The organism is Comamonas sediminis, assembly GCF_041107495.1.
Taxonomy (GTDB): domain Bacteria; phylum Pseudomonadota; class Gammaproteobacteria; order Burkholderiales; family Burkholderiaceae_C; genus Comamonas; species Comamonas sediminis.
On record NZ_JBGBDC010000001.1, the window covers coordinates 326,805 to 345,278 of the forward strand.

Consider the following 18,474-nt stretch of genomic DNA (forward strand, 5'->3'; position numbering starts at 1 on the left):
CCTGCACGGCCAGCCTTAAAAACGTCAGCAATGGTGCTGCCGGAAACCTGCCCGTGTCTAAGGAAATACATGTCTGAATCTTTTGCCGCCCTTTTTGAAGAGTCGTTGACACGCACCGAAATGCGTCCTGGCGAAGTGATCACTGCTGAAGTCGTGCGCGTTGAGCACAACTTCGTGGTGGTGAACGCCGGCTTGAAGTCCGAAGCCTATGTGCCAATCGACGAATTCAAGAACGACCAGGGCGAAATCGAAGTCCAAGTGGGCGACTTCGTGTCCGTGGCCATCGGTTCCATCGAAAACGGCTACGGCGACACCATCCTGTCGCGCGACACCGCCAAGCGTCTGGCTTCCTGGCTGGCCCTGGAAAAGGCGCTGGAATCGGGCGAATTCGTGACCGGCACCACCTCCGGCAAGGTCAAGGGCGGTCTGACCGTTCTGGTCAACGGCATCCGCGCCTTCCTGCCAGGCTCGCTGATCGACACCCGTCCGATCAAGGACCTGACCCCTTACGAAAACAAGACCCTGGAATTCAAGGTCATCAAGCTCGACCGCAAGCGCAACAACGTGGTGCTGAGCCGCCGCGCTGTGGTGGAAGCCTCGATGGGCGAAGAGCGCGCCAAGCTGATGGAAACCTTGAAGGAAGGCTCCATCGTTCAAGGCGTGGTCAAGAACATCACCGAATACGGTGCGTTCGTGGACCTGGGCGGTATCGACGGCCTGCTGCACATCACCGACATGGCATGGCGCCGCGTGCGTCACCCATCCGAAGTGGTGACCGCTGGCCAGGAAATCACCGCCAAGATCCTGAAGTTCGACACCGAAAAGAACCGTGTCTCGCTGGGTCTGAAGCAAATGGGCGACGATCCATGGATGGGCGTGTCGCGCCGTTATCCATCGAGCACCCGTCTGTTCGGCAAGGTCACCAACATTGCCGACTACGGCGCGTTCGTGGAACTGGAACCAGGCATCGAAGGTCTGGTGCACGTGTCCGAAATGGACTGGACCAACAAGAACGTTGCTCCTTCCAAGCTCGTGACCCTGGGCGACGAAGTCGAAGTCATGGTTCTGGAAATCGACGAAGACAAGCGTCGTATCTCCCTGGGCATGAAGCAGTGCAAGGCCAACCCATGGCAGGAATTCGCGCAGAACACCAAGCGCGGTGACCGCGTCAAGGGCCCGATCAAGTCGATCACCGACTTCGGCGTGTTCGTGGGCCTGGCCTCCGGCATCGACGGTCTGGTGCACCTGTCTGACCTGTCGTGGAACGAAACCGGCGAAGCCGCGGTTCGTAACTACAAGAAGGGCCAGGAAGTGGAAGCCATCGTGCTGGCCGTGGACGTGGACCGTGAGCGTATCTCGTTGGGCATCAAGCAGCTCGACAGCGATGCATTCACCACGTTCGCTACCGTGAACGACAAGGGCCAGATCGTGACCGGCAAGGTCAAGTCTGTGGATGCCAAGGGCGCTGAAATCGACCTGGGCGACGACATCGTCGGCTACCTGCGTGCCTCCGAAATCTCGGTGGACCGCGTGGAAGACGCACGTTCCGTGCTCAAGGAAGGCGATGAAGTGACCGCCGTGGTGACCAATGTGGATCGCAAGAGCCGCAGCATCTCCCTGTCCATCAAGCAGAAGGACCACGCTGAACAGCAAGAAACCATGGCTTCGCTGTCGCAGCAATCGTCCAAGGAAAATGCAGGTACCACCAGCCTGGGCGCACTGCTGCGCGCCAAGCTGGACGCCGACAAGTAATTGACGGCGCCGCTACCGACCCATGCCTTGCCAGCCTTGGTATAGTCGGTAGCTTGCAGACAAGGTGGGCGCCCAGTGCGCCCACCAACGCTTTGACTATTTGATTCACGAAGATTCCACATTCGTATGACCCGATCCGATCTGATTGAAGAGCTTGCCGCTCGCTTCCACCAGCTGACACAGCGGGATGCGGAGCAGGCCGTCAAAACGATTCTGGAGGCCATCGAAGACTCGCTGGTACGCGGACAACGCATCGAGATCCGTGGCTTTGGCAGCTTCACCATCACCCACCGCCAACCCCGCCTGGGCCGCAACCCACGCAGCGGCGAAGCCGTGCAGGTGCCCGCCAAGCGCGTCACCCATTTCAAGCCCGGCAAGGCCTTGCGCGAATCGGTGGACGACCCCAGCAACATCCTGACCTCGACCGCCAGCCCCAAGAACAACGACGAATAAGCGCCGGCTGAACCACCCGGATGGCCCATCTGCCCCAGGCAGTTAGAAGCTAAACCAACAAACGCTCCCTCGAGGAGCGTTTTTTTATGCCGGCCATTCCCCACGCTGCACTGATGTCCCCGAGGTACCTGTGCAGCCTGCTGCGGATCGGCGCCAGCGCTATGCTGCGCTACCAACCGTCACCTTATGCTGCAGCAACCACCACCCGGCCACCCGACCCAAGATGGGCACCCAGACCTGGCCCAGCACCCCAACCGACGCCAATGGCTGCAAGGCCTGGGCGCCTTGGGCCTGGCCGCCCAGCTGCCGGCCATCGCGCAAGCAGGCAGCAACGCCCCGCTGCCCATGGCGCCTTGGCCGGTCTCGGAGCAGCTGTTTGGCCTGGGCGTGGCCAGTGGCGAGCCCGATGCCAGCAGCGTGGTGCTGTGGACGCGGCTGCTGCCCAGTGCCAGCACACCCCTGCTGCGCCCGATGGAGGTGCACTGGGAATTGGCCCATGATGCGCAGTTCCGCCAGATCCTGCGCCAGGGCGAGGCCATGGCCAGCCCAGACGGCGGCCACAGCGTGCATGTGCTGGCCCAGGGCCTGGAGGCCGGCCGCTGGTACTACTACCGCTTTCACTGCCAGGGCCAGACCAGTGCCACCGGCCGCACCCGCACTGCGCCGGCTGCCGGTGCTGCGGTGGCGCAGCTGCGCTTGGTCTATGCCTCCTGCCAGCGCTGGGAACATGGCTACTACGCCGCCTGGCGCCATGCCCGCGAGGACGATCCCGATCTGGTGGTCTTTCTCGGCGATTACATCTACGAATATGCCTCGCCCGCGTCTGCGGCCAAGCAAAAAAGCAGCCATCTCGCGCGGCTGCAGCCGCTTGTCCATGCCGCAACACTGCAGGATTACCGCGACCGCTATGCGCTGCACAAGAGCGATCCGGATCTGCAGGCCATGCATGCCCACTGCCCCTGGCTCGTGACCTGGGACGACCACGAGGTCGAAGACAACTATGTGGGCGACTATGGCGTCGGCCAAATCCAGGCCTTTGCCGCCAAGCGCATGGCGGCCTACCAGGCGTTTTACGAGAACATGCCGCTGCGCGCATCGGTGGCCTGCAAACAGGCGGGCCTGGCCCTGCCCCCTGCCCACACGCCGCTGTACCGCCAGCAAAGCTGGGGCGCGTTGGCCGATATGTGGGTGCTCGATGCACGCCAGTACCGCGATGCCCAGGCCTGCCGCGCAGCGACAGAAAAAAGTCCGGCCTCGGTCAAGGCCGCAGACTGCGCCGATCTGGCCCGCAACAGCCGCAGCTTTCTGGGCTGGGAGCAAGAGCGCTGGCTGGCGGCGCAGCTGGCGGGCAACCGCGCGGACAAGCCCCAGAGCCGGCGCTGGAGCGTTATCTGCCAACAAACCCTGTTTGCCGCGCGTAACTTTGCCAGCGGCCGCAGCAGCGCCGATACCTGGGATGGCTACCCCGCCGCACGCCAACGGCTGCTGCGTGCGGTGGCTGAGGCGCAGCTGCGCAACACCGTGCTGCTGGGGGGCGACATCCACCAGAACTATGTCTGCCGCATCCAGGACCTGGAGAGCGCCACCCCAGAGCGCGTGCTGGCCAGCGAATTCTGTGGCACCTCGATCAGCTCGCACTCCGGCACCACCCAGGCCCGGGTCGACGCCATCGTGGCCCGCAACCCCCATGTCTTGCTGGCCCGCTGCGATGAACGCGGCTATGGGCTCTGCGATATCACCCCCAAACTCTGGACCACCCAGTTGCGCGTCATTGACCAGCCGCAGTACGCGAACAGCGGCGCACACACCTTGGCCCGCTTTGTGGTGGAGGACCAGGTGGCTGGGCCCCAATGGGCCTGATCCTGTAGTCCTAGGCGGCCAACATTCTGCAACGTCCCAGCCCCTCTGTCCGCTACGCCTGCGGCGGCAAAGCGGTTAGCATGCCAGACATTGCCGCCACAACAAGGAGATCGCCATGCCACGACTGTCCCCGGGGTCACGCACCCACCGCCCGCATCTACTGCCAACCCGCACGACGGCCAGCCGCTGGTCGCTGTCTCTGGCAGCAGTGGCAACGGCAGCCCTGTTGGCCGCCTGCAGCAGCCAGCCCCAGTTGCAATACCAGCCCCCGTCCGCGTCTGACCAGCCCGAAGGCAGCTCCGGCTGGACCGATAAGCCCGGCTGGGCCACCGAGCAGTATGCGGTAGCTGCTGCCAACCCCTTGGCCACCGATGCCGGCTACCAGGTGCTGAAGGCCGGGGGCTCGGCGATCGATGCAGCCATTGCCGTGCAACTGGTGCTGGGCCTGGTCGAGCCCCAGTCGAGCGGCATCGGTGGTGGTGCCTTCTTGCTGCATGCACAAGGCAGCCAGGTCGAAGCCTATGACGGCCGCGAGGTCGCACCGATGGCGGCCGATGAGAACCTGTTCATGCGCGATGGCAAGCCCATGGCCTTCCACGACGCCGTCGTGGGCGGCCGCTCGGTCGGCGTGCCCGGCGCCATCCGCATGCTGGAGATGGCGCACAAGGAGCATGGCAAGCTGCCCTGGGCGAGCCTGTTCGAGCCCGCCATCCGCCTTGCTACCGATGGCTTCAAGGTCAGCGCACGGCTCAACGCGCTGACTGCGCAGGAAAAGTTTCTGGGCCAGGACCCGGTGGCCAGCGGCTATTTTCTGGATGCCCATGGCAAGCCCTGGCCCGTAGGCCATCTGCTGAAGAACCCCGAGTACGCCGCGGTGCTGCGCGATATCGCCCAGCACGGCTCCAAGGCCTTGCTGGAAGGGCCGGTGGCCGAAGCCATCGTGCGCAAGGTGCAAGGCCATGCCACCAATCCCGGCAAGCTCAGCCTGGCCGATCTGGCCGCCTACCAGCCCGTCAAGCGCCAGGCGCTGTGCAGCGATTACTCGCCCAGTGCCGCTGGCGCCCCGGCCAGCCAGCCCGCATCCACCCGCAGCTACCGGCTGTGCGGCTTTCCGCCCCCCAGCTCGGGCGGCATCGCGGTGGCGCAGATCCTGGGCATCATGGCCAACACGCCGGCCGGGCAAATGGGCCTGGACGCCGACGGCCTGCCCAGTGCCGACTGGCTGCACCTCTATGCCGAGGCCTCGCGCCTGGCCTTTGCCGACCGCAACCAGTACGTTGCCGACCCGGCCTTCGTCGGCGCACCCGCCGGTGACTGGTCCAGCATGCTGCGCCCGGACTACCTGGCCCAACGCGCCGGGCTGATTGGCGCGCGCAGCATGCAGCAAGCCCAGCCCGGGCGGCCAGGCAGCGTTCAGCTGGCCTATGCCAGCCAGCCCTACCAGCAGGAATACGGCACCAGCCACATCAGCATCGTGGACCGCTACGGCAACGCCATCGCGATGACCACGACCATCGAAGACCAGTTCGGCTCGCGCCAGATGGTCAACACCGGGCGGGGCCTGGCCGGCGGCTTCCTGCTTAACAACGAGCTGACCGATTTCAGCCTGGCACCGCGAGATGCGCAAGGACAGCCCATCGCCAACCGGGTCGAGCCCGGCAAGCGCCCGCGCTCGTCGATGGCGCCCACCCTGGTGTTCGACAAGGCCACCGACCGTCTGGTGATCAGCGCGGGCAGCCCAGGCGGCGCCTGGATCATCCACTACACCACCAAGACCTTGTACGGCATGCTCAACTGGGGCTTGATGCCGCAGCAAGCCATCAACCTGCCCAACTTCGGCAGCCTCAACGGCCCCACGGTGCTGGAGGAAAAGCGCTTCCCCGCTGCCACCGTGCAGGCCCTGCAGAACCGTGGTGCCGAAGTCAAGGAGCAGAACCTGACCAGCGGCCTGCAGGCCATCTCGCGGGGCGAAGCCCATGGCAAGTCCTGGTGGTTTGGTGGTGCTGACCCACGCCGCGAGGGCATTGTGATGGGCCAGTAAGCGGGCCGCATGGGATGGACAACGGGCCGCTTGCGGCCCGTTGGGGTGTCTGGTCATCAAGGATCGCTACACCTGGTCACATTGGCTGCGGGCTGTGCATTGCCGGGGTTGCGAGCCGCCCTCTACAATGCGGGCTCCACGCAAGACGCAGCATCCAAGCACTACACAAGCTGTGCCAACACAGTTTCAAACCGCAGAGGGGAAATACATGAAAAAACTAGGCATCGGCATTGCCGCAGCCGTGGCCGTGCTGGCCGCGGGCGGAGCCACCACCGGCTACCTGGTGGGCAACCGTATCGAAGAGGGCTTTGCCACCGCCGCCCAGGAGTGGAGCAAGCCGCCGCTGCTGGTGCAGGTGCAGGATTACCAGAAGGGCATCTTCTCATCGACCGCCCACACCTTGTGGACGGTGGATACCGGCGAAGAAAAGCTGCAGTTCACCGCCCAGCATGACATCAGCCACGGCCCGCTCCCGATTGCGCACCTGGCCGAAATCGTCTCCACCTTTGCGATCAATCCCGATGCCCCGCCTGAGTGGGTGGTGGCCTTCAAGGACAAGGCACCGCTGGTCTGGAAGAGCAAGGTGGGCTGGTCCAAGAGCACCCAGAACGAGGTGACCTCGCCCGCCTTCAATGGCGAATTCGGTGGTGACAAGCTCGCATTTGGCGGCTTCAAGTCCGATTTCGAGATGTCCTCCGATTTCAGCCGCATCAAGGGCGATGCATCGATGCCCAGCCTGCTGGTACAGCCCAAGCCCGGTGAAGAAGATGACGGCCAGACCGCCGATATGCTGATGAGCGGCAACACCATGCGCTTTGACATGCACCAGCCCAAGGGCCAGGAGTTCATGGTGGGCAGCATCGAATGGGCGTTGGCCAGCCTCAAGCTCACCCCCAAGAGCGGCGAAGGCCCGGCCGAGCTTGCCGACCTGAAGCTGGCCGCAGACACCCAGCTGCAAGGCGAGGTGGTCAACACCACCATCAACACATCGATCAAGTCCTTTGTGCAGAAGGACCACAAGATCGACGACATGGTGATGGACCTGGGCCTGCACAACCTCGATGCCGGCTGGCTGAACCAGTTCACCAAGGAGTCGCAGAAGATTCAGGGAGATCCCCAAGCCATGCAGATGCTGCTGATGCAGGGCATGCAGCAGCTGCTGGCCCGCAAGCCCGAGCTGGAGGTCAAGCGCATCAGCTGGCGCACCGCCGAAGGCACGGCCGAGGTGGCCGCATCGCTGTCCTACCAGGGCGATGCCGCCAAGCCGCTCAACCCGATGACCGACTTCAAGGCGCTGCTGCGCCTGGACATGCCCAAGCCCGTGCTGCAGTCGCTCTACGCCAGCAAGGTGCGCGAGACCTATGTGCTGGAGAACGAAGGCTCGGACGACATCGATGACAAGCAGATCGACAGCGCCGTGCAGCAGGATGTGGACGCGCGCCTGGCCGGCCTGGTGGACGCGGGCTTGTTGGTGGACAACAAGGACCGCATGGCCAGCGAGCTGCAATGGACCGATGGCAAGCTGCAAGCCAATGGCAAGCCGCTGGACCAGAACGGCATGATGAGCCTGCTGTCCGCGATGCCCTGAGCGACGGCAAACGGCGAAAATCAGCGAGGCCAGCAATGGCCCCTGCAAAAAGACAAGCCCGCCATGTTCCACGATGGCGGGCTTGTCCTTTTTGCTGCTTTGGCGACGCGGCACACGGGCCGCTGCGCCGGATTACTCGACGAACTCTTCGTCGCCGGTCAGGCTTTGCTGGCGCAATTCATCGTCCTGGCGCAGGTAGGATTTGATCAGGTCAAAAAAACTGTCGTAGAAGGTGGCTGAGCTCACGGTCTCGCTGGCCACCTTCACCATAGAATCGTTGCCGGCAGAAAAAGGCAGCGACAGCGAACCCAGGGCACCGACTCCCACGCTGGCAGAGTTGCTGCTCTTCTTGAGGTTGTAGGTGTCCTTGAGCGCCGACACAAAGCCCAGGGTCACCTTGCCATCCTTGCTGTCGGCTGCGCAGACCACGCGAATGGTGATGATCTGGTGGTTGTCCGTGGCGGGCTGGAAGCTCTTTTGCCCCTCCACCTCTTTGCCCTTGGCCACATTGATCAGGTAGCCTTGGCTCAGCAGCGCACGGCGGGCAGCCTCGCAGGCCCGCTCGGGCGGCGCATCAAAAAGGCGCGAATAGGTGGACGACGATCCGAAGGTTTCGTGGGCTACGACGTTGTAGCGATGGCTGTCGGTGTCGCGGTCGAGGCTGCCACAACCCGAGACCGCAAGCGCCAGTGCCGCCACCAACGACCAGCCCGCCAAAGGGCGTTGAAGTTTGCAGCGGGTGGATGCAGCAAGTAAAAGTAGGTCTGAATGCTTGCCCAACATGAACGAAACGAACTCCCGAAACAACATGATGACCTGGATGACAGAGACAGGCCCAAGCGCACCACTGTAATGGATAGAGCCGGTGCAGCCTGTCAGCCAACGTCTGTATAGCACGCCCGGTGCGAAGGGCAAAGCGGCATGCTACCAGCCGTGTCCCAGGGCGCTTATAGCGGCGCTCTTGTTTACCAAATTTTGCATATTATGCGCGGCATTTGCCCAGGATGGAAAAGCACAACGCGCTATGCTTTTAAAAGCACATGCCACCACCTAGAACAACACCCATGCCCATGCCAGAACCTGCCCGCCCTACCGAGTCACCGCGCCTGCAGCGCCGCCTTTTGCTGCAGGCCGGCAGTGGCCTGGCGCTGTTGCCCTGGCTGCCCAGCGCACAGGCTGCGGCAACCGATGGCTGGCCCGCTGACTCCCGCGTTCCCGGGGGTGTGGCGCGCCTGTCGCTGGGCCCTGCGGCTGAGCGGCCACAGGCCTATGCAGGCGATATTCCGCTGCTGGTGCTGGGCGATGCCATCGAGTGGACGGCGCTCGTCGGCATACCGCTGTCGGCCCCCACGGGCCCGGCAGAGATCAAGCTGCAAACGGCCAGCGGGCCACGCAGCATTGCCTACACCGTGCGCGACAAGAAATACAGCGAGCAGCGCCTGAAGGTTGCTCCCAAGACGGTCGACCTGTCTGCCGCCGACAATGCCCGCTATGAGCGCGAACGTGACCACCAACAAACGGTGATGGCCACGTTCAGCACGCCGCTGCCCGCGCAGATGCAACTGCCGGTGCCGGTGCCCGGCCGGCGCTCGAGCTCCTTCGGGCTGCGCCGGGTGTTCAATGGCCAGTCACGCAATCCGCACAGCGGCATGGACATCGCAGCGGCCACCGGCACGCCGGTCAAGGCGCCCATCGATGGCAAGATCATCGATGTGGGCGACTACTTCTTCAACGGCCACACCATCTGGATGGACCACGGGGGCGGCTTTCTGACGATGTACTGCCACCTGAGCGCTACCCAGGTGACCGTGGGCCAGAGCGTACGAGCCGGCGAAGTCATTGGCAAGGTCGGCGCCACCGGCCGGGTGACCGGCCCGCACCTGCACTGGGGTGTGATGCTCAACCGCAGCATGGTCGACCCTGCGCTCTTCCTGACGGCCTGACAGCCCGCCTGTGGTTATCCCAGATATCTGTGGGTCAGCATGTGGACAAGGCTCTGGACAAGATGGCAACCCATTGACTGGCTTCGATATTTTTCATGCGCCTAAGTTTTAGGCAGACACGGCTGCGACAGCCCGCATGGACTGGCTGCCAAGCGACAAGCTTGGCCTACATCGGCGCCTGCAGGCAGCCTCTACGATAGCAAGCTGAGATCGTAAACACGTTCAAGGTTTGCTTTCACCCACTGCAGCGCGCGCCCAGTGCGCTGCCTCTAATAAGGAAAACTTCATATGCAACGTTGGAAACTGATGAGCCTCAGCGCCGCGGCTGCCATGGCCCTGGCCGCCTGCAGCAGCAACCCATCGTCCACGCCTGCGGCACCTGCCCCAGGCAGCACCGCACCCGCCATGAACGCATCCTCCGCTGAAAAAACCCTGCAGGCCTACCACTGGGATCTGGAGCGTGCCGAAGACCAATCCGGCCGCGCACTGCCTGCCTTCACCGCACTGGCACCGAAGAAGGTGCTGCGCCTGGGCTTCAGCGGCGATGCCAAGACGGCGCACCGCGTGAGCATTGGCAACCTCTGCAATGTCATGGGCGCTGGCTACCAGCTCGATGGCGACAAGATCAGCATCACCAACCCGATTGGCACGATGATGGCCTGCGAGCCACCCCTGATGCAGCTGGAGCAAGCGGTGAGCGCACAGATCACGCGCGCCGAAAGCCTGCGCATCACACAGGACAACAACGCACCGCGCCTGACCCTGCAGTTCAACGACGGCAGCCGCTGGCTGTTGAAGTCGGTGCCCACCAACGAAACCAAATATGGTGGCGCGGGTGAGACCATGTTCTACGAAGTCGGCCCCCAGACCAAGCCTTGCAACCACGGCGTTGCCAAGGGCGTGCAATGCCTGCAGGTGCGCGAGCTGCGTTATGACAGCAATGGTCGCAAAACCGTGGCCGGCGCTTGGCAGCATTTCTACGGCAACATCGAAGGCTACCAACACGAACCCGGCTACAGCAATGTGCTGCGTGTGAAGCGCTACACCATTGCCAACCCACCTGCCGATGCCTCGCGCTACGCCTACGTGCTGGACATGACCGTCGAGACCGCCAAGGCCCCTTGATGGGGCAAGCGGGTGCTGCTGACAGCGCTCGCTTACTCACCTGAGATGGAGGCACTGCAGCTCACAGCTATTGCCAGCTAAAAACCTCCAGCTAAATCCAAATCTCCAACCCCCAGTCGCCCACCAGCGGTGACTGGGGGTTTGGTTTTTGCCGCCCACGTTGATGCAATGCGCGCATCGCAGCGGCGTTTGCGCCATGCCCCGCTTTTGGGCATGCCCTGCTTGCCGCATGGATAAGCCCAACTCTTATATAAGAGTTGGGCAGGCATGGCAGAATGGCGCCACAAACACCTATAGCCACTCAGCGGTTGCAGCAGCTGTACCTCTGCAGGCTGCGCCCCACTCCATGCCAGCGACCACTCACCCTGCCCCTCCGCCGCTGCTGCGCGACCAGCACAGCGGCTTTCTTACTTTTCTGATCGCGCGGGTCTTCGCCGTCGGCGCCACCCAGATCCAGGCCGTGGTCGTGGCCTGGCAGGTCTATGACCTCACGCGCAATCCCATGGCGCTCGCCTTTGTGGGCCTGGCGCAGTTCATCCCCATGCTCTTGCTGCTCTTGCCTGCGGGCGAGCTGATTGACCGGCTGCCGCGCAAGAAGGTGCTGGCCACCAGCTGGGCGCTGGGCAGCGTTTGCAGCGCGCTGCTGCTGTGGCTGTCGGGCCATGGCAACGCAGGGGTGGCAGGCATTTATGCGGTGCTGGTACTGTATGGCGCCACACGGGCCTTCTCAGGCCCGGCGCTGCAAAGCCTGTTGCCGCAATTGGTGCCGATGGCGCTGTTGCCCAAGGCCATCGCCACCAACAGCGTGGTGATGCGCTGCTCGGCCATTGGCGCGCCGATGCTGGGTGGGTTTTTGTATGCGGCTGGGGGGGCGGTGTGGACCTATGGCGTCTGCATGCTCGCATTTGCAATCGGCACCGGGCTGCTGCTGCGCGTCAAGGTGCTGTATGCTGCGCCCAAGGCCGCCACCGAGCCGGGCGCTGCACGTGACACGATCTGGCAGCGCTTTGGCGCGGGCATCCGCTTTATCTTTGGCCGCCCCATGGTGCTGGGCACCATCTCGCTCGACCTGTTCGCTGTGCTGCTGGGCGGCGTGGTGGCACTGCTGCCCATTTATGCCCATGAGGTGCTGCACACCGGCCCCGAGGGCCTGGGCCTGCTGCGCAGCGCCATGGCCATCGGCGAAGTTTGTGCAGGCCTTTACCTGAGCAGCCGCCCCTTTGGCACCCACGTGGGCCGCCGCATGATGCTGGCGGTGGCCGTGTTTGGCATCGCCAACCTGGTGTTCTCGCTGTCGCACTGGCTCTGGCTGTCCTGCCTGGCGCTGGCTGTGGCTGGCGCTGCAGACATGGTCAGCGTTTATGTGCGCGGCTCGCTGCTGCAATTTGCCACACCCGACAACATGCGCGGCCGCGTCAATGCGGTCAACATGCTGTTCATCGGCTCGTCCAACGAACTGGGCGAATTCCGCGCCGGCAGCAGCGCCGCCCTGCTGGGCGCCGTGCCCGCTGCGGTGGCGGGCGGCCTGTGCTCGCTGGCCGTGGTGGCCTTGTGGACGCGGCTCTTTCCCAGCCTGTGGAAGGTGAACCGCTTTGAAGACGCGCAGCACCAGTCTGCGGGGCGCTAAGACCGGGCGTTACTGGCCCCTCAGAGCGCATCGACCGGCAGCTTGAGAAAACGCCGGCCCTGTGCATCGGCATCGGGCAGGCGGCCGGCGCGGATGTTCACCTGCACCGAGGGCAGCATCAGCTGCGGCATCGCCAATGTCGCATCGCGCGCCTCGCGCATCGCCACAAAGGCCGCCTCATCCACGCCATCGTGCACATGGATATTGTGCGCACGCTGCTCGGCCACCGTGCTGCACCAGGCGGCAGCGCGGCCGGCTGGCGGATAGTCATGGCAGACATACAGCCGCGTTTGCGGCGGATGCGCCAGCAGCCGGCCAATGGATCGGTATAGCGCACGTGCATCGCCGCCGGGGAAATCACAACGCGCCGTGCCCACATCGGGCATGAACAAGGTATCGCCCACAAAAATGGCGGCCACCTCTCCCGCCTCTTCTACCGCATAGGCCAGGTCCGCCGGCGTATGGCCCGGCACACCCAGCGCGCGGATGCGGCTTGCGCCCAGCGCCAGCACATCGCCATCGCTGAGCAGGCAGTCAAAGTCCGCGCCTTGCGGCGCAATGCAGTCCTCCATGCCGTAAATGCCGCCAAACACTTTTTGCACTTGGGTGATGCGCTGGCCAATCACCACCGGTGCTGCAATACGCACTGCCCCTGCGGGCATCTGCATGCGCAGCCACTGGGCGGCAGACAGGTGGTCCGCATGGGCATGGGTCTCCAGCACCCAGCGCAAGGTCAGCTGCTCGGCCTGCAGGTAGTCGGCAATGCGCTGGGCCGATGCGGTACTGGTGCGGCCACTCTTCGCATCAAAGTCCCAGACCGGGTCGATGACGGCGGCCTCACGGCTGGCCGCATCGTGCAGCACATAGCTGACGGTGCCGGTCACTGCGTCAAAAAAGGCCTGAACACCAAAAGAAGTGGCAGAGTGCATGGTCAAACACATTCACACAAAACAATATATCTTTTAATATAATAAAAACCACCCTGTTCGGCAAGCCCGCTGTACCAAGTCTTCTGCCCATGTCTGTAAATACCAAGGCCGCCCCTTCCCCAGAGGCCATGCGCGAGGCCGCGCAGCATGCCGTATCCGCCCTCAAGCTGCTCGGCAATGAAGACCGCTTGCTGCTGCTCTGCCACCTCAGCCAGCGCGAATGCTGCGTCAGCGATATGGAGGCACAGCTGGGCATTCAGCAACCGACCTTGTCGCAGCAACTGGCGGTGCTGCGGCGAGAGAACGCGGTCAGCACCCGGCGCGAGGGCAAGAACATTTTTTACCAGGTGGCCGATGCGCGCCTGCTGGCGCTGCTGCAGACACTGTATGCACAGTACTGCCCGGCAGCCTGAGGCGGCGCCTTCACCCTCGTCTCCAGAAAGCCTTCCTATGTCGATCGATCTGTCTGCCTTTACGCCCCTGACCGCCCTCGCTGGCGGTGCCTTGATTGGCCTGGCTGCCGTGCTGCTGGTGCTGTTCAACGGCCGCATTGCCGGTATCAGCGGCATCGTGGGCGCGCTGCTGCCACCGCGCCCCCAGCGCGGCGCCTGGCGCCTGGCCTTTGTGCTTGGCTTGCTGGCGGCCTCTTGGCTTTACCAGTGGTTTGCACCGCTGCCAGCGGCCGCCAGCCCCGCCGCTTGGCCGCTGCTGGTGCTGGCCGGCCTGCTGGTGGGCTTTGGCACGCGCCTGGGCTCGGGCTGCACCAGTGGGCATGGCGTTTGCGGGCTCTCGCGCCTGTCGCTGCGCTCCCTGGTTGCCACCTTGGTCTTCATGGCCACCGGTTTTGCGACGGTGTATGTGGCGCGCCATGTTCTGTAAGGAGAGAACGATGACTATCATGATGGCAGCCCTCGCAGGCCTGGTCTTTGGCCTGGGCCTGCTCGTGTCCGGCATGGCCGATCCGCAGAAGGTGCTGGGTTTTCTGGATATTGCCGGCGCCTGGGACCCTTCATTGGCGCTGGTGATGGGCGGCGCAATCGCACTGGGGTTGCCCGGTTTTGCACTGGCCCGCAGGCGCAGCCGCAGCCTGCTGGGCGCGCCCATGCAATTGCCCGCGCGCCAGACAATAGATGCCCCGCTGCTGTTCGGCTCTGCGCTGTTTGGCATTGGCTGGGGCCTGGCCGGCTACTGCCCCGGCCCGGCGCTGGTGGGCACGGCGGCGGGCCTGGGTTCCGCAGCGATTTTCAGCTTGGCCATGCTGGCAGGCATGCTGTTGTACGGGCTGTGGTCAAACCGGTCTTGAAACCCAGCCACTATAAAATCCATAGCTGAACACCCCAGCACCATCGCTCCACCTTCCCCCTCCCCGCGCTCCCATGTCTCTCGCCATCGACCCTGCTGTTGCGCATGCCCATGCCCAGGACTGCCCCCTGCCCGTGTTGTGGCGCGACGAGCATCTGGTGGCCATCTACAAGCCCGCCGGATGGCTGGTACACCGCACGGGCCTGGATGCGGGCGAGATGCGCTTTGTCGTGCAGACCCTGCGCGACCAGATGGGCCAGCATGTGTTTCCGCTGCACCGGCTCGATAAGGGCACCTGCGGCGTGCTGCTGCTGGCGCTGCATGCCGAGGCAGCCAGCCGCACGCGCCGCCAGTTTGAAAACCACCAGATGGACAAGCGCTACCTGGCCATGGTGCGCGGCTGGGCGCCGCTGCATGCGGAGGTGGACCACGCACTGCGCCCCGACGATGCCCCGCAAGACGCGCCCGCCCAGCCGGCCCAGACCCGCTTTGCGCGCCTGGCCACGCTGGAGCACCCCGAGGCTTACGATGGCCGCTTTGCCGGCACGCGGCTGTCCTTGGTGCAGGCCGAGCCACTCACCGGGCGCCGCCACCAGATCCGCCGCCACCTCAAGCACATCGCCCACCCCATCATTGGCGATGCCACGCATGGCAAGGGGCCGCTGAACCGCTGGTGGGCCGAGCGCCTGGGCCTGCAGCGGCTGTGGCTGCATGCCTGGTCGCTGTCCTTGCTGCACCCCTACACGCAGGCGCCGTTGCATATCGACAGCGGACTGCACTGGCCGAACGCAGAGCCGGCAGCGGGCACCTCCGAGCCGCAGTCTCACCCCAGCCTGCAGCAATGGCAGGCGCTGCTGCGCAGCCCGGACTGGTTGCACGACGACCCGGGAATGGCGCGATAGCCGCTGCGCCAAGACCAAGGGCGCACATTGTTTTTCTGATGCGCGCACACTCACGCTGTGCAAAATCAACGAACAACAACTTCTCCCGCCCGCCCCGGCACAGCCGCTTCCGCCACAACGCTCAGCCCTGCCGTGCTGCTGCTGATGGCCACCGCCTGCGGCCTGTGCGCAGGGGCCAATTACTTCAACCAACCGCTGCTCAACTCCATCGCCCATGCGCTGCAGGTGAGCGAGAGCACGGCCGGCATTCTGGTCACCTGCGCCCAGGTGTCGTATGCCATCGGCCTGCTGTTTCTGGTGCCGCTGGGCGATATGCTGGAGCGCCGCAAGCTGACCGTCGGCCTGATGCTGCTGGCCGCGCTGGGCCTGCTGGTCAGCGGGTTTGCCGGCCTGATGCCCTCGCCCTTCATCGCGCTGGTGCTGGGCACCTTGGTGACCGGCCTGTTCTCGGTCGCCGCCCAGGTGCTGGTGCCGATGGCCGCCAGCCTGGCGCCGCGTGAATCGAGTGGCCGCGCCGTGGGCCTGGTGATGAGCGGCCTGCTCACCGGCATCCTGCTGTCACGCACCGTTGCCGGTCTCCTGTCGGCCGTGGGGGGCTGGAGCCTGGTCTACAAGGTCGGCGGTGTCGCGATGGTGCTGGTGGCGCTGGCTCTGTACCGGGTGCTGCCCAAGGTGGCGCATAGCGGCGCACGCCTGCCCTATGGCCAAGTGCTGGGCAGCATGGCCACGTTGATCCGCACGCAGCCCCGCCTGCGCACCCGCACCTTGCTGGGGGGCCTGGCCTTTGCGTCGGTCAGCGTGCTGTTTTCTACGATGGCCTTGATGCTCGGCGGCCCGGAGCACGGTTTGAGTGATTCGTCGATCGGCCTGATTGGCCTGTCCGGTGTGGCCGGTGCGTTGATGGCCAATGCCGCAGGCCGGCTGGTCGACAAGGGCCTGGAGCGCCCGACCACCGCCTTCTCGGTGCTGCTGCTGGTCGTCAACTGGGCGCTCTTGTGGTACAGCCAGCACTCCGTATTTCTGTTCATCGCCGGCATGCTGGTCATCGAGCTGGCGCTGCAAGGCACCCATATCTGCAACCAGAACGTCATCTACCGGCTGGCCCCCGAAGCGCGCTCGCGCATCAATGCCTGCTATATGACGGGCTACTTCATCGGCGCATCGGCTGGCTCGGCCATCGGCGCCTGGGCCTGGCACCACGGCGGCTGGACGGGCGCCTGCATCGCCGGCGCGGTGCTGGCCCTGCTCAATGTGGCGGCCTTGCTGGCGGACCGCAGACTGTCCCATCCGGGCGCAGCGGCCTCTGCTGCCAGGGCCGGTTAAGGGCGCCGACACAAGCGGCCCGCCACCGCCAAGCTTGCATCAGACTGCAGCGGCAGTGGCGAGGCCCTCGCTTGCAAGGTCAGGGCCTGACCAGCGGCCCCATCCCGGTGAGGTTGCCCAGGCGGTCACGCACCCGGAAGGCGATGCCATAGGAGCTGTTCCTGATGGCGCTGCGCCCCTGGAAGCTGAAAGGAAAGCTGAAACGCTCTGGCTGCGCGCCATCGCTGGGTGTGCTGCTGCAGTCCACCACGGTGTCGGTCAGCAGCGGCGTGAACCGGCATTCAAAATCTCCAGCTGCATTGGTCAGCACATCGCCCTTGACCACGTTCAGCGCCACCACTTTCGGCTTTGAAGATAGGCTGTGGCTGAATACCCAGTCCCCCATCAAGCTGCTCAGCGCGGGCCGCGTGGGCTGCATCTCAAAGCGCTCCATCACGCGCAAAGGCTCTCCAGCCAGGCGGATCGAGCCTTCATTCATGTCCTTTCGGCTGTCCAAGCGGTCAAAATTGATGGCGGCGACTCCCCCGTCAGAGGCCTCCGTGGCCGGCTGCCAAGGCCCACCCAGATAGCGCCCCCCTTGGTAGGTTTTCAGCGCAATGTTGGCGCGTGATTGAGAAAATTCGCCGGACCCCATATGAAAGGTCGCGGTGCCTTCGGGCCTGTAATGGAAGATTTGCATCAGGGCCTGACCAAACTGCACATCGAGGCTGATACCGCGACCGGGCTTGCCGGTTTTTTCGTCGCGCATGATCCAGGTTCCCGGCTCCGGTAGGCGTTGTTCTGCATCAAAACCCTGCAAGGCCGAGTACCAGTTTCTGTCGCCATTAGTAGGAATTCCTGCAGGCGTGCGGGTATGCATGTAGGCACCGACAAGCCTGCGTGCCGCCTCCCCGTCAACTTCCAGCAAGGCGCTGGCGTTATAGAGAAATTGCTGATAACTCAGGCGGATGCGCGGGGTAGATGAGGATGCCTCAGAGATGCATTCCACCGTGCCTTGATCGTTGGCAGGCTGGCACTGCAAATTCCATTCTGCAAACGGGGATGGTCTGCGTAGAGTGAGCAGCCCAGTGGGCACAACATCCATGAACCAGAGGTTCAGCGGCTGGTTCTCGCTGCCCAGCTCTGCCAGCGCAAAGCGCTGGGAAGGATTGGGCACTGACATATCACCTTGGCCGTTGAACACAAAGCGGCGCATCGCATAGGCAGGCTCCCCCGGCAGCTGGATGCTGCCTTGCACACCATTGGCAAATTGCAGCTGGACTTCGCCCATATTCGCGGCCAGCTCCGCGTCGCGCACCGGGCCACCCAATGCGGTGCCGCCCTGGAATTTCTGCAGAGACAGCACGGCGCCGTTACCAACCATGGGGCCAGACGCCATATAAAACGTGGCCTCACCGCTGGACTCATAGCCATAGACCTGCAGCACCACGGTATCGCCCTGCACGTCGATCGCCAAACCGCGTCCAGGCTTGCCATCGAGTTCTGCATCGATCACCCAGGTCCCCGATAACGGGGTGAAATCACGACCAGCCCAGACGAGAGACATGCTTGTCGCAGCACCCAGCAGCAACAGCGTTTTTCTACACCAATGCGTCATACGAATCCTTGTTGTCAGTGCCCATCGGCAGA

General features: G+C 64.1%; 16 protein-coding genes. 13 read left to right on the forward strand and 3 right to left on the reverse strand.

The annotated features are described in order from the left end of the window. Positions 1 to 69: 69 nt before the first annotated feature. The 5 genes from rpsA to AB7A72_RS01395 all read left to right on the forward strand — a co-directional run bounded on the left by rpsA (position 70) and on the right by AB7A72_RS01395 (position 7,694). The gene (rpsA, locus tag AB7A72_RS01375) at positions 70 to 1,752 is read left to right on the forward strand and encodes a 30S ribosomal protein S1 (protein WP_021027334.1); all 1,683 of its coding nucleotides are present in this window, start codon (positions 70 to 72) and stop codon (positions 1,750 to 1,752) included. 126 nt (positions 1,753 to 1,878) lie between these two features. Further along, the gene (locus tag AB7A72_RS01380; RefSeq protein WP_021027333.1) at positions 1,879 to 2,205 is read left to right on the forward strand and encodes an integration host factor subunit beta; all 327 of its coding nucleotides are present in this window, start codon (positions 1,879 to 1,881) and stop codon (positions 2,203 to 2,205) included. Positions 2,206 to 2,391: 186 nt separating this feature from the next. After that, the gene (locus tag AB7A72_RS01385) at positions 2,392 to 4,065 is read left to right on the forward strand and encodes an alkaline phosphatase D family protein (protein ID WP_369458799.1); all 1,674 of its coding nucleotides are present in this window, start codon (positions 2,392 to 2,394) and stop codon (positions 4,063 to 4,065) included. Between the two features lie 115 nt (positions 4,066 to 4,180). After that, positions 4,181 to 6,106 (forward strand): gamma-glutamyltransferase family protein, encoded by a 1,926-nt coding sequence (locus AB7A72_RS01390; RefSeq protein WP_369458800.1) that lies wholly within the window; start codon positions 4,181 to 4,183, stop codon positions 6,104 to 6,106. A 208-nt stretch (positions 6,107 to 6,314) separates the two neighbouring features. Next, complete coding sequence (locus AB7A72_RS01395; RefSeq protein WP_369458801.1) at positions 6,315 to 7,694, forward strand: YdgA family protein; 1,380 nt, start codon at positions 6,315 to 6,317, stop codon at positions 7,692 to 7,694. A gap of 132 nt (positions 7,695 to 7,826) precedes the next feature. Here the strand turns inward: AB7A72_RS01395 and AB7A72_RS01400 are convergent, their stop codons facing one another. After that, positions 7,827 to 8,411, reverse strand: a complete 585-nt coding sequence (locus AB7A72_RS01400) for a DUF2242 domain-containing protein (RefSeq protein WP_239811403.1) — start codon at positions 8,409 to 8,411, stop codon at positions 7,827 to 7,829. Positions 8,412 to 8,758: 347 nt separating this feature from the next. Between AB7A72_RS01400 and AB7A72_RS01405 the strand changes: the two genes are divergently transcribed. From AB7A72_RS01405 to AB7A72_RS01415, 3 genes are all read left to right on the forward strand, one after another. Then, positions 8,759 to 9,637: a peptidoglycan DD-metalloendopeptidase family protein gene (locus AB7A72_RS01405; RefSeq protein WP_407064940.1), complete on the forward strand. Its 879-nt coding sequence runs from the start codon at positions 8,759 to 8,761 to the stop codon at positions 9,635 to 9,637. Between the two features lie 288 nt (positions 9,638 to 9,925). After that, the gene (locus AB7A72_RS01410; RefSeq protein ID WP_369458802.1) at positions 9,926 to 10,762 is read left to right on the forward strand and encodes a DUF4377 domain-containing protein; all 837 of its coding nucleotides are present in this window, start codon (positions 9,926 to 9,928) and stop codon (positions 10,760 to 10,762) included. A 346-nt stretch (positions 10,763 to 11,108) separates the two neighbouring features. Continuing rightward, positions 11,109 to 12,389: an MFS transporter gene (locus tag AB7A72_RS01415; protein WP_369458803.1), complete on the forward strand. Its 1,281-nt coding sequence runs from the start codon at positions 11,109 to 11,111 to the stop codon at positions 12,387 to 12,389. A 20-nt stretch (positions 12,390 to 12,409) separates the two neighbouring features. Here the strand turns inward: AB7A72_RS01415 and AB7A72_RS01420 are convergent, their stop codons facing one another. Then, positions 12,410 to 13,318, reverse strand: coding sequence for an MBL fold metallo-hydrolase (locus tag AB7A72_RS01420; RefSeq protein ID WP_369458804.1), 909 nt, complete (start codon positions 13,316 to 13,318; stop codon positions 12,410 to 12,412). Between the two features lie 89 nt (positions 13,319 to 13,407). Here AB7A72_RS01420 and AB7A72_RS01425 point away from each other — a divergent pair, with 89 nt between their 5' ends. From AB7A72_RS01425 to AB7A72_RS01445, 5 genes are all read left to right on the forward strand, one after another. Continuing rightward, entirely contained in the window at positions 13,408 to 13,731 is a 324-nt protein-coding gene (locus tag AB7A72_RS01425; RefSeq protein ID WP_239811398.1) for an ArsR/SmtB family transcription factor, read from the forward strand. A 37-nt stretch (positions 13,732 to 13,768) separates the two neighbouring features. Then, a complete protein-coding gene (locus tag AB7A72_RS01430) occupies positions 13,769 to 14,197 on the forward strand; it encodes a YeeE/YedE family protein (RefSeq protein ID WP_369458805.1) in 429 nt (142 codons plus the stop codon). 10 nt (positions 14,198 to 14,207) lie between these two features. Next, on the forward strand, positions 14,208 to 14,621 hold the full coding sequence (locus AB7A72_RS01435; RefSeq protein ID WP_239811397.1) for a DUF6691 family protein: 414 nt from the start codon (positions 14,208 to 14,210) through the stop codon (positions 14,619 to 14,621). Between the two features lie 73 nt (positions 14,622 to 14,694). Then, the gene (locus tag AB7A72_RS01440; RefSeq protein WP_239811396.1) at positions 14,695 to 15,522 is read left to right on the forward strand and encodes a pseudouridine synthase; all 828 of its coding nucleotides are present in this window, start codon (positions 14,695 to 14,697) and stop codon (positions 15,520 to 15,522) included. Between the two features lie 132 nt (positions 15,523 to 15,654). After that, positions 15,655 to 16,845 (forward strand): MFS transporter, encoded by a 1,191-nt coding sequence (locus tag AB7A72_RS01445; RefSeq protein ID WP_407064941.1) that lies wholly within the window; start codon positions 15,655 to 15,657, stop codon positions 16,843 to 16,845. A gap of 79 nt (positions 16,846 to 16,924) precedes the next feature. On the opposite strand, the gene AB7A72_RS01450 is transcribed toward AB7A72_RS01445, so the two are convergent. Then, positions 16,925 to 18,442, reverse strand: a complete 1,518-nt coding sequence (locus tag AB7A72_RS01450) for a hypothetical protein (RefSeq protein ID WP_369458806.1) — start codon at positions 18,440 to 18,442, stop codon at positions 16,925 to 16,927. Positions 18,443 to 18,474: the final 32 nt, after the last annotated feature.

Coding starts and splice junctions, on each gene's coding strand:
- rpsA (WP_021027334.1), top strand. CDS start 70: ATGTCTGAATCTTTTGCCGCCCTTTTTGAAGAGTCGTTGACACGCACC.
- AB7A72_RS01380 (WP_021027333.1), top strand. CDS start 1,879: ATGACCCGATCCGATCTGATTGAAGAGCTTGCCGCTCGCTTCCACCAG.
- AB7A72_RS01385 (WP_369458799.1), top strand. CDS start 2,392: ATGCTGCAGCAACCACCACCCGGCCACCCGACCCAAGATGGGCACCCA.
- AB7A72_RS01390 (WP_369458800.1), top strand. CDS start 4,181: ATGCCACGACTGTCCCCGGGGTCACGCACCCACCGCCCGCATCTACTG.
- AB7A72_RS01395 (WP_369458801.1), top strand. CDS start 6,315: ATGAAAAAACTAGGCATCGGCATTGCCGCAGCCGTGGCCGTGCTGGCC.
- AB7A72_RS01405 (WP_407064940.1), top strand. CDS start 8,759: ATGCCCATGCCAGAACCTGCCCGCCCTACCGAGTCACCGCGCCTGCAG.
- AB7A72_RS01410 (WP_369458802.1), top strand. CDS start 9,926: ATGCAACGTTGGAAACTGATGAGCCTCAGCGCCGCGGCTGCCATGGCC.
- AB7A72_RS01415 (WP_369458803.1), top strand. CDS start 11,109: ATGCCAGCGACCACTCACCCTGCCCCTCCGCCGCTGCTGCGCGACCAG.
- AB7A72_RS01420 (WP_369458804.1), bottom strand. CDS start 13,318: ATGCACTCTGCCACTTCTTTTGGTGTTCAGGCCTTTTTTGACGCAGTG.
- AB7A72_RS01425 (WP_239811398.1), top strand. CDS start 13,408: ATGTCTGTAAATACCAAGGCCGCCCCTTCCCCAGAGGCCATGCGCGAG.
- AB7A72_RS01430 (WP_369458805.1), top strand. CDS start 13,769: ATGTCGATCGATCTGTCTGCCTTTACGCCCCTGACCGCCCTCGCTGGC.
- AB7A72_RS01435 (WP_239811397.1), top strand. CDS start 14,208: ATGACTATCATGATGGCAGCCCTCGCAGGCCTGGTCTTTGGCCTGGGC.
- AB7A72_RS01440 (WP_239811396.1), top strand. CDS start 14,695: ATGTCTCTCGCCATCGACCCTGCTGTTGCGCATGCCCATGCCCAGGAC.
- AB7A72_RS01450 (WP_369458806.1), bottom strand. CDS start 18,442: ATGACGCATTGGTGTAGAAAAACGCTGTTGCTGCTGGGTGCTGCGACA.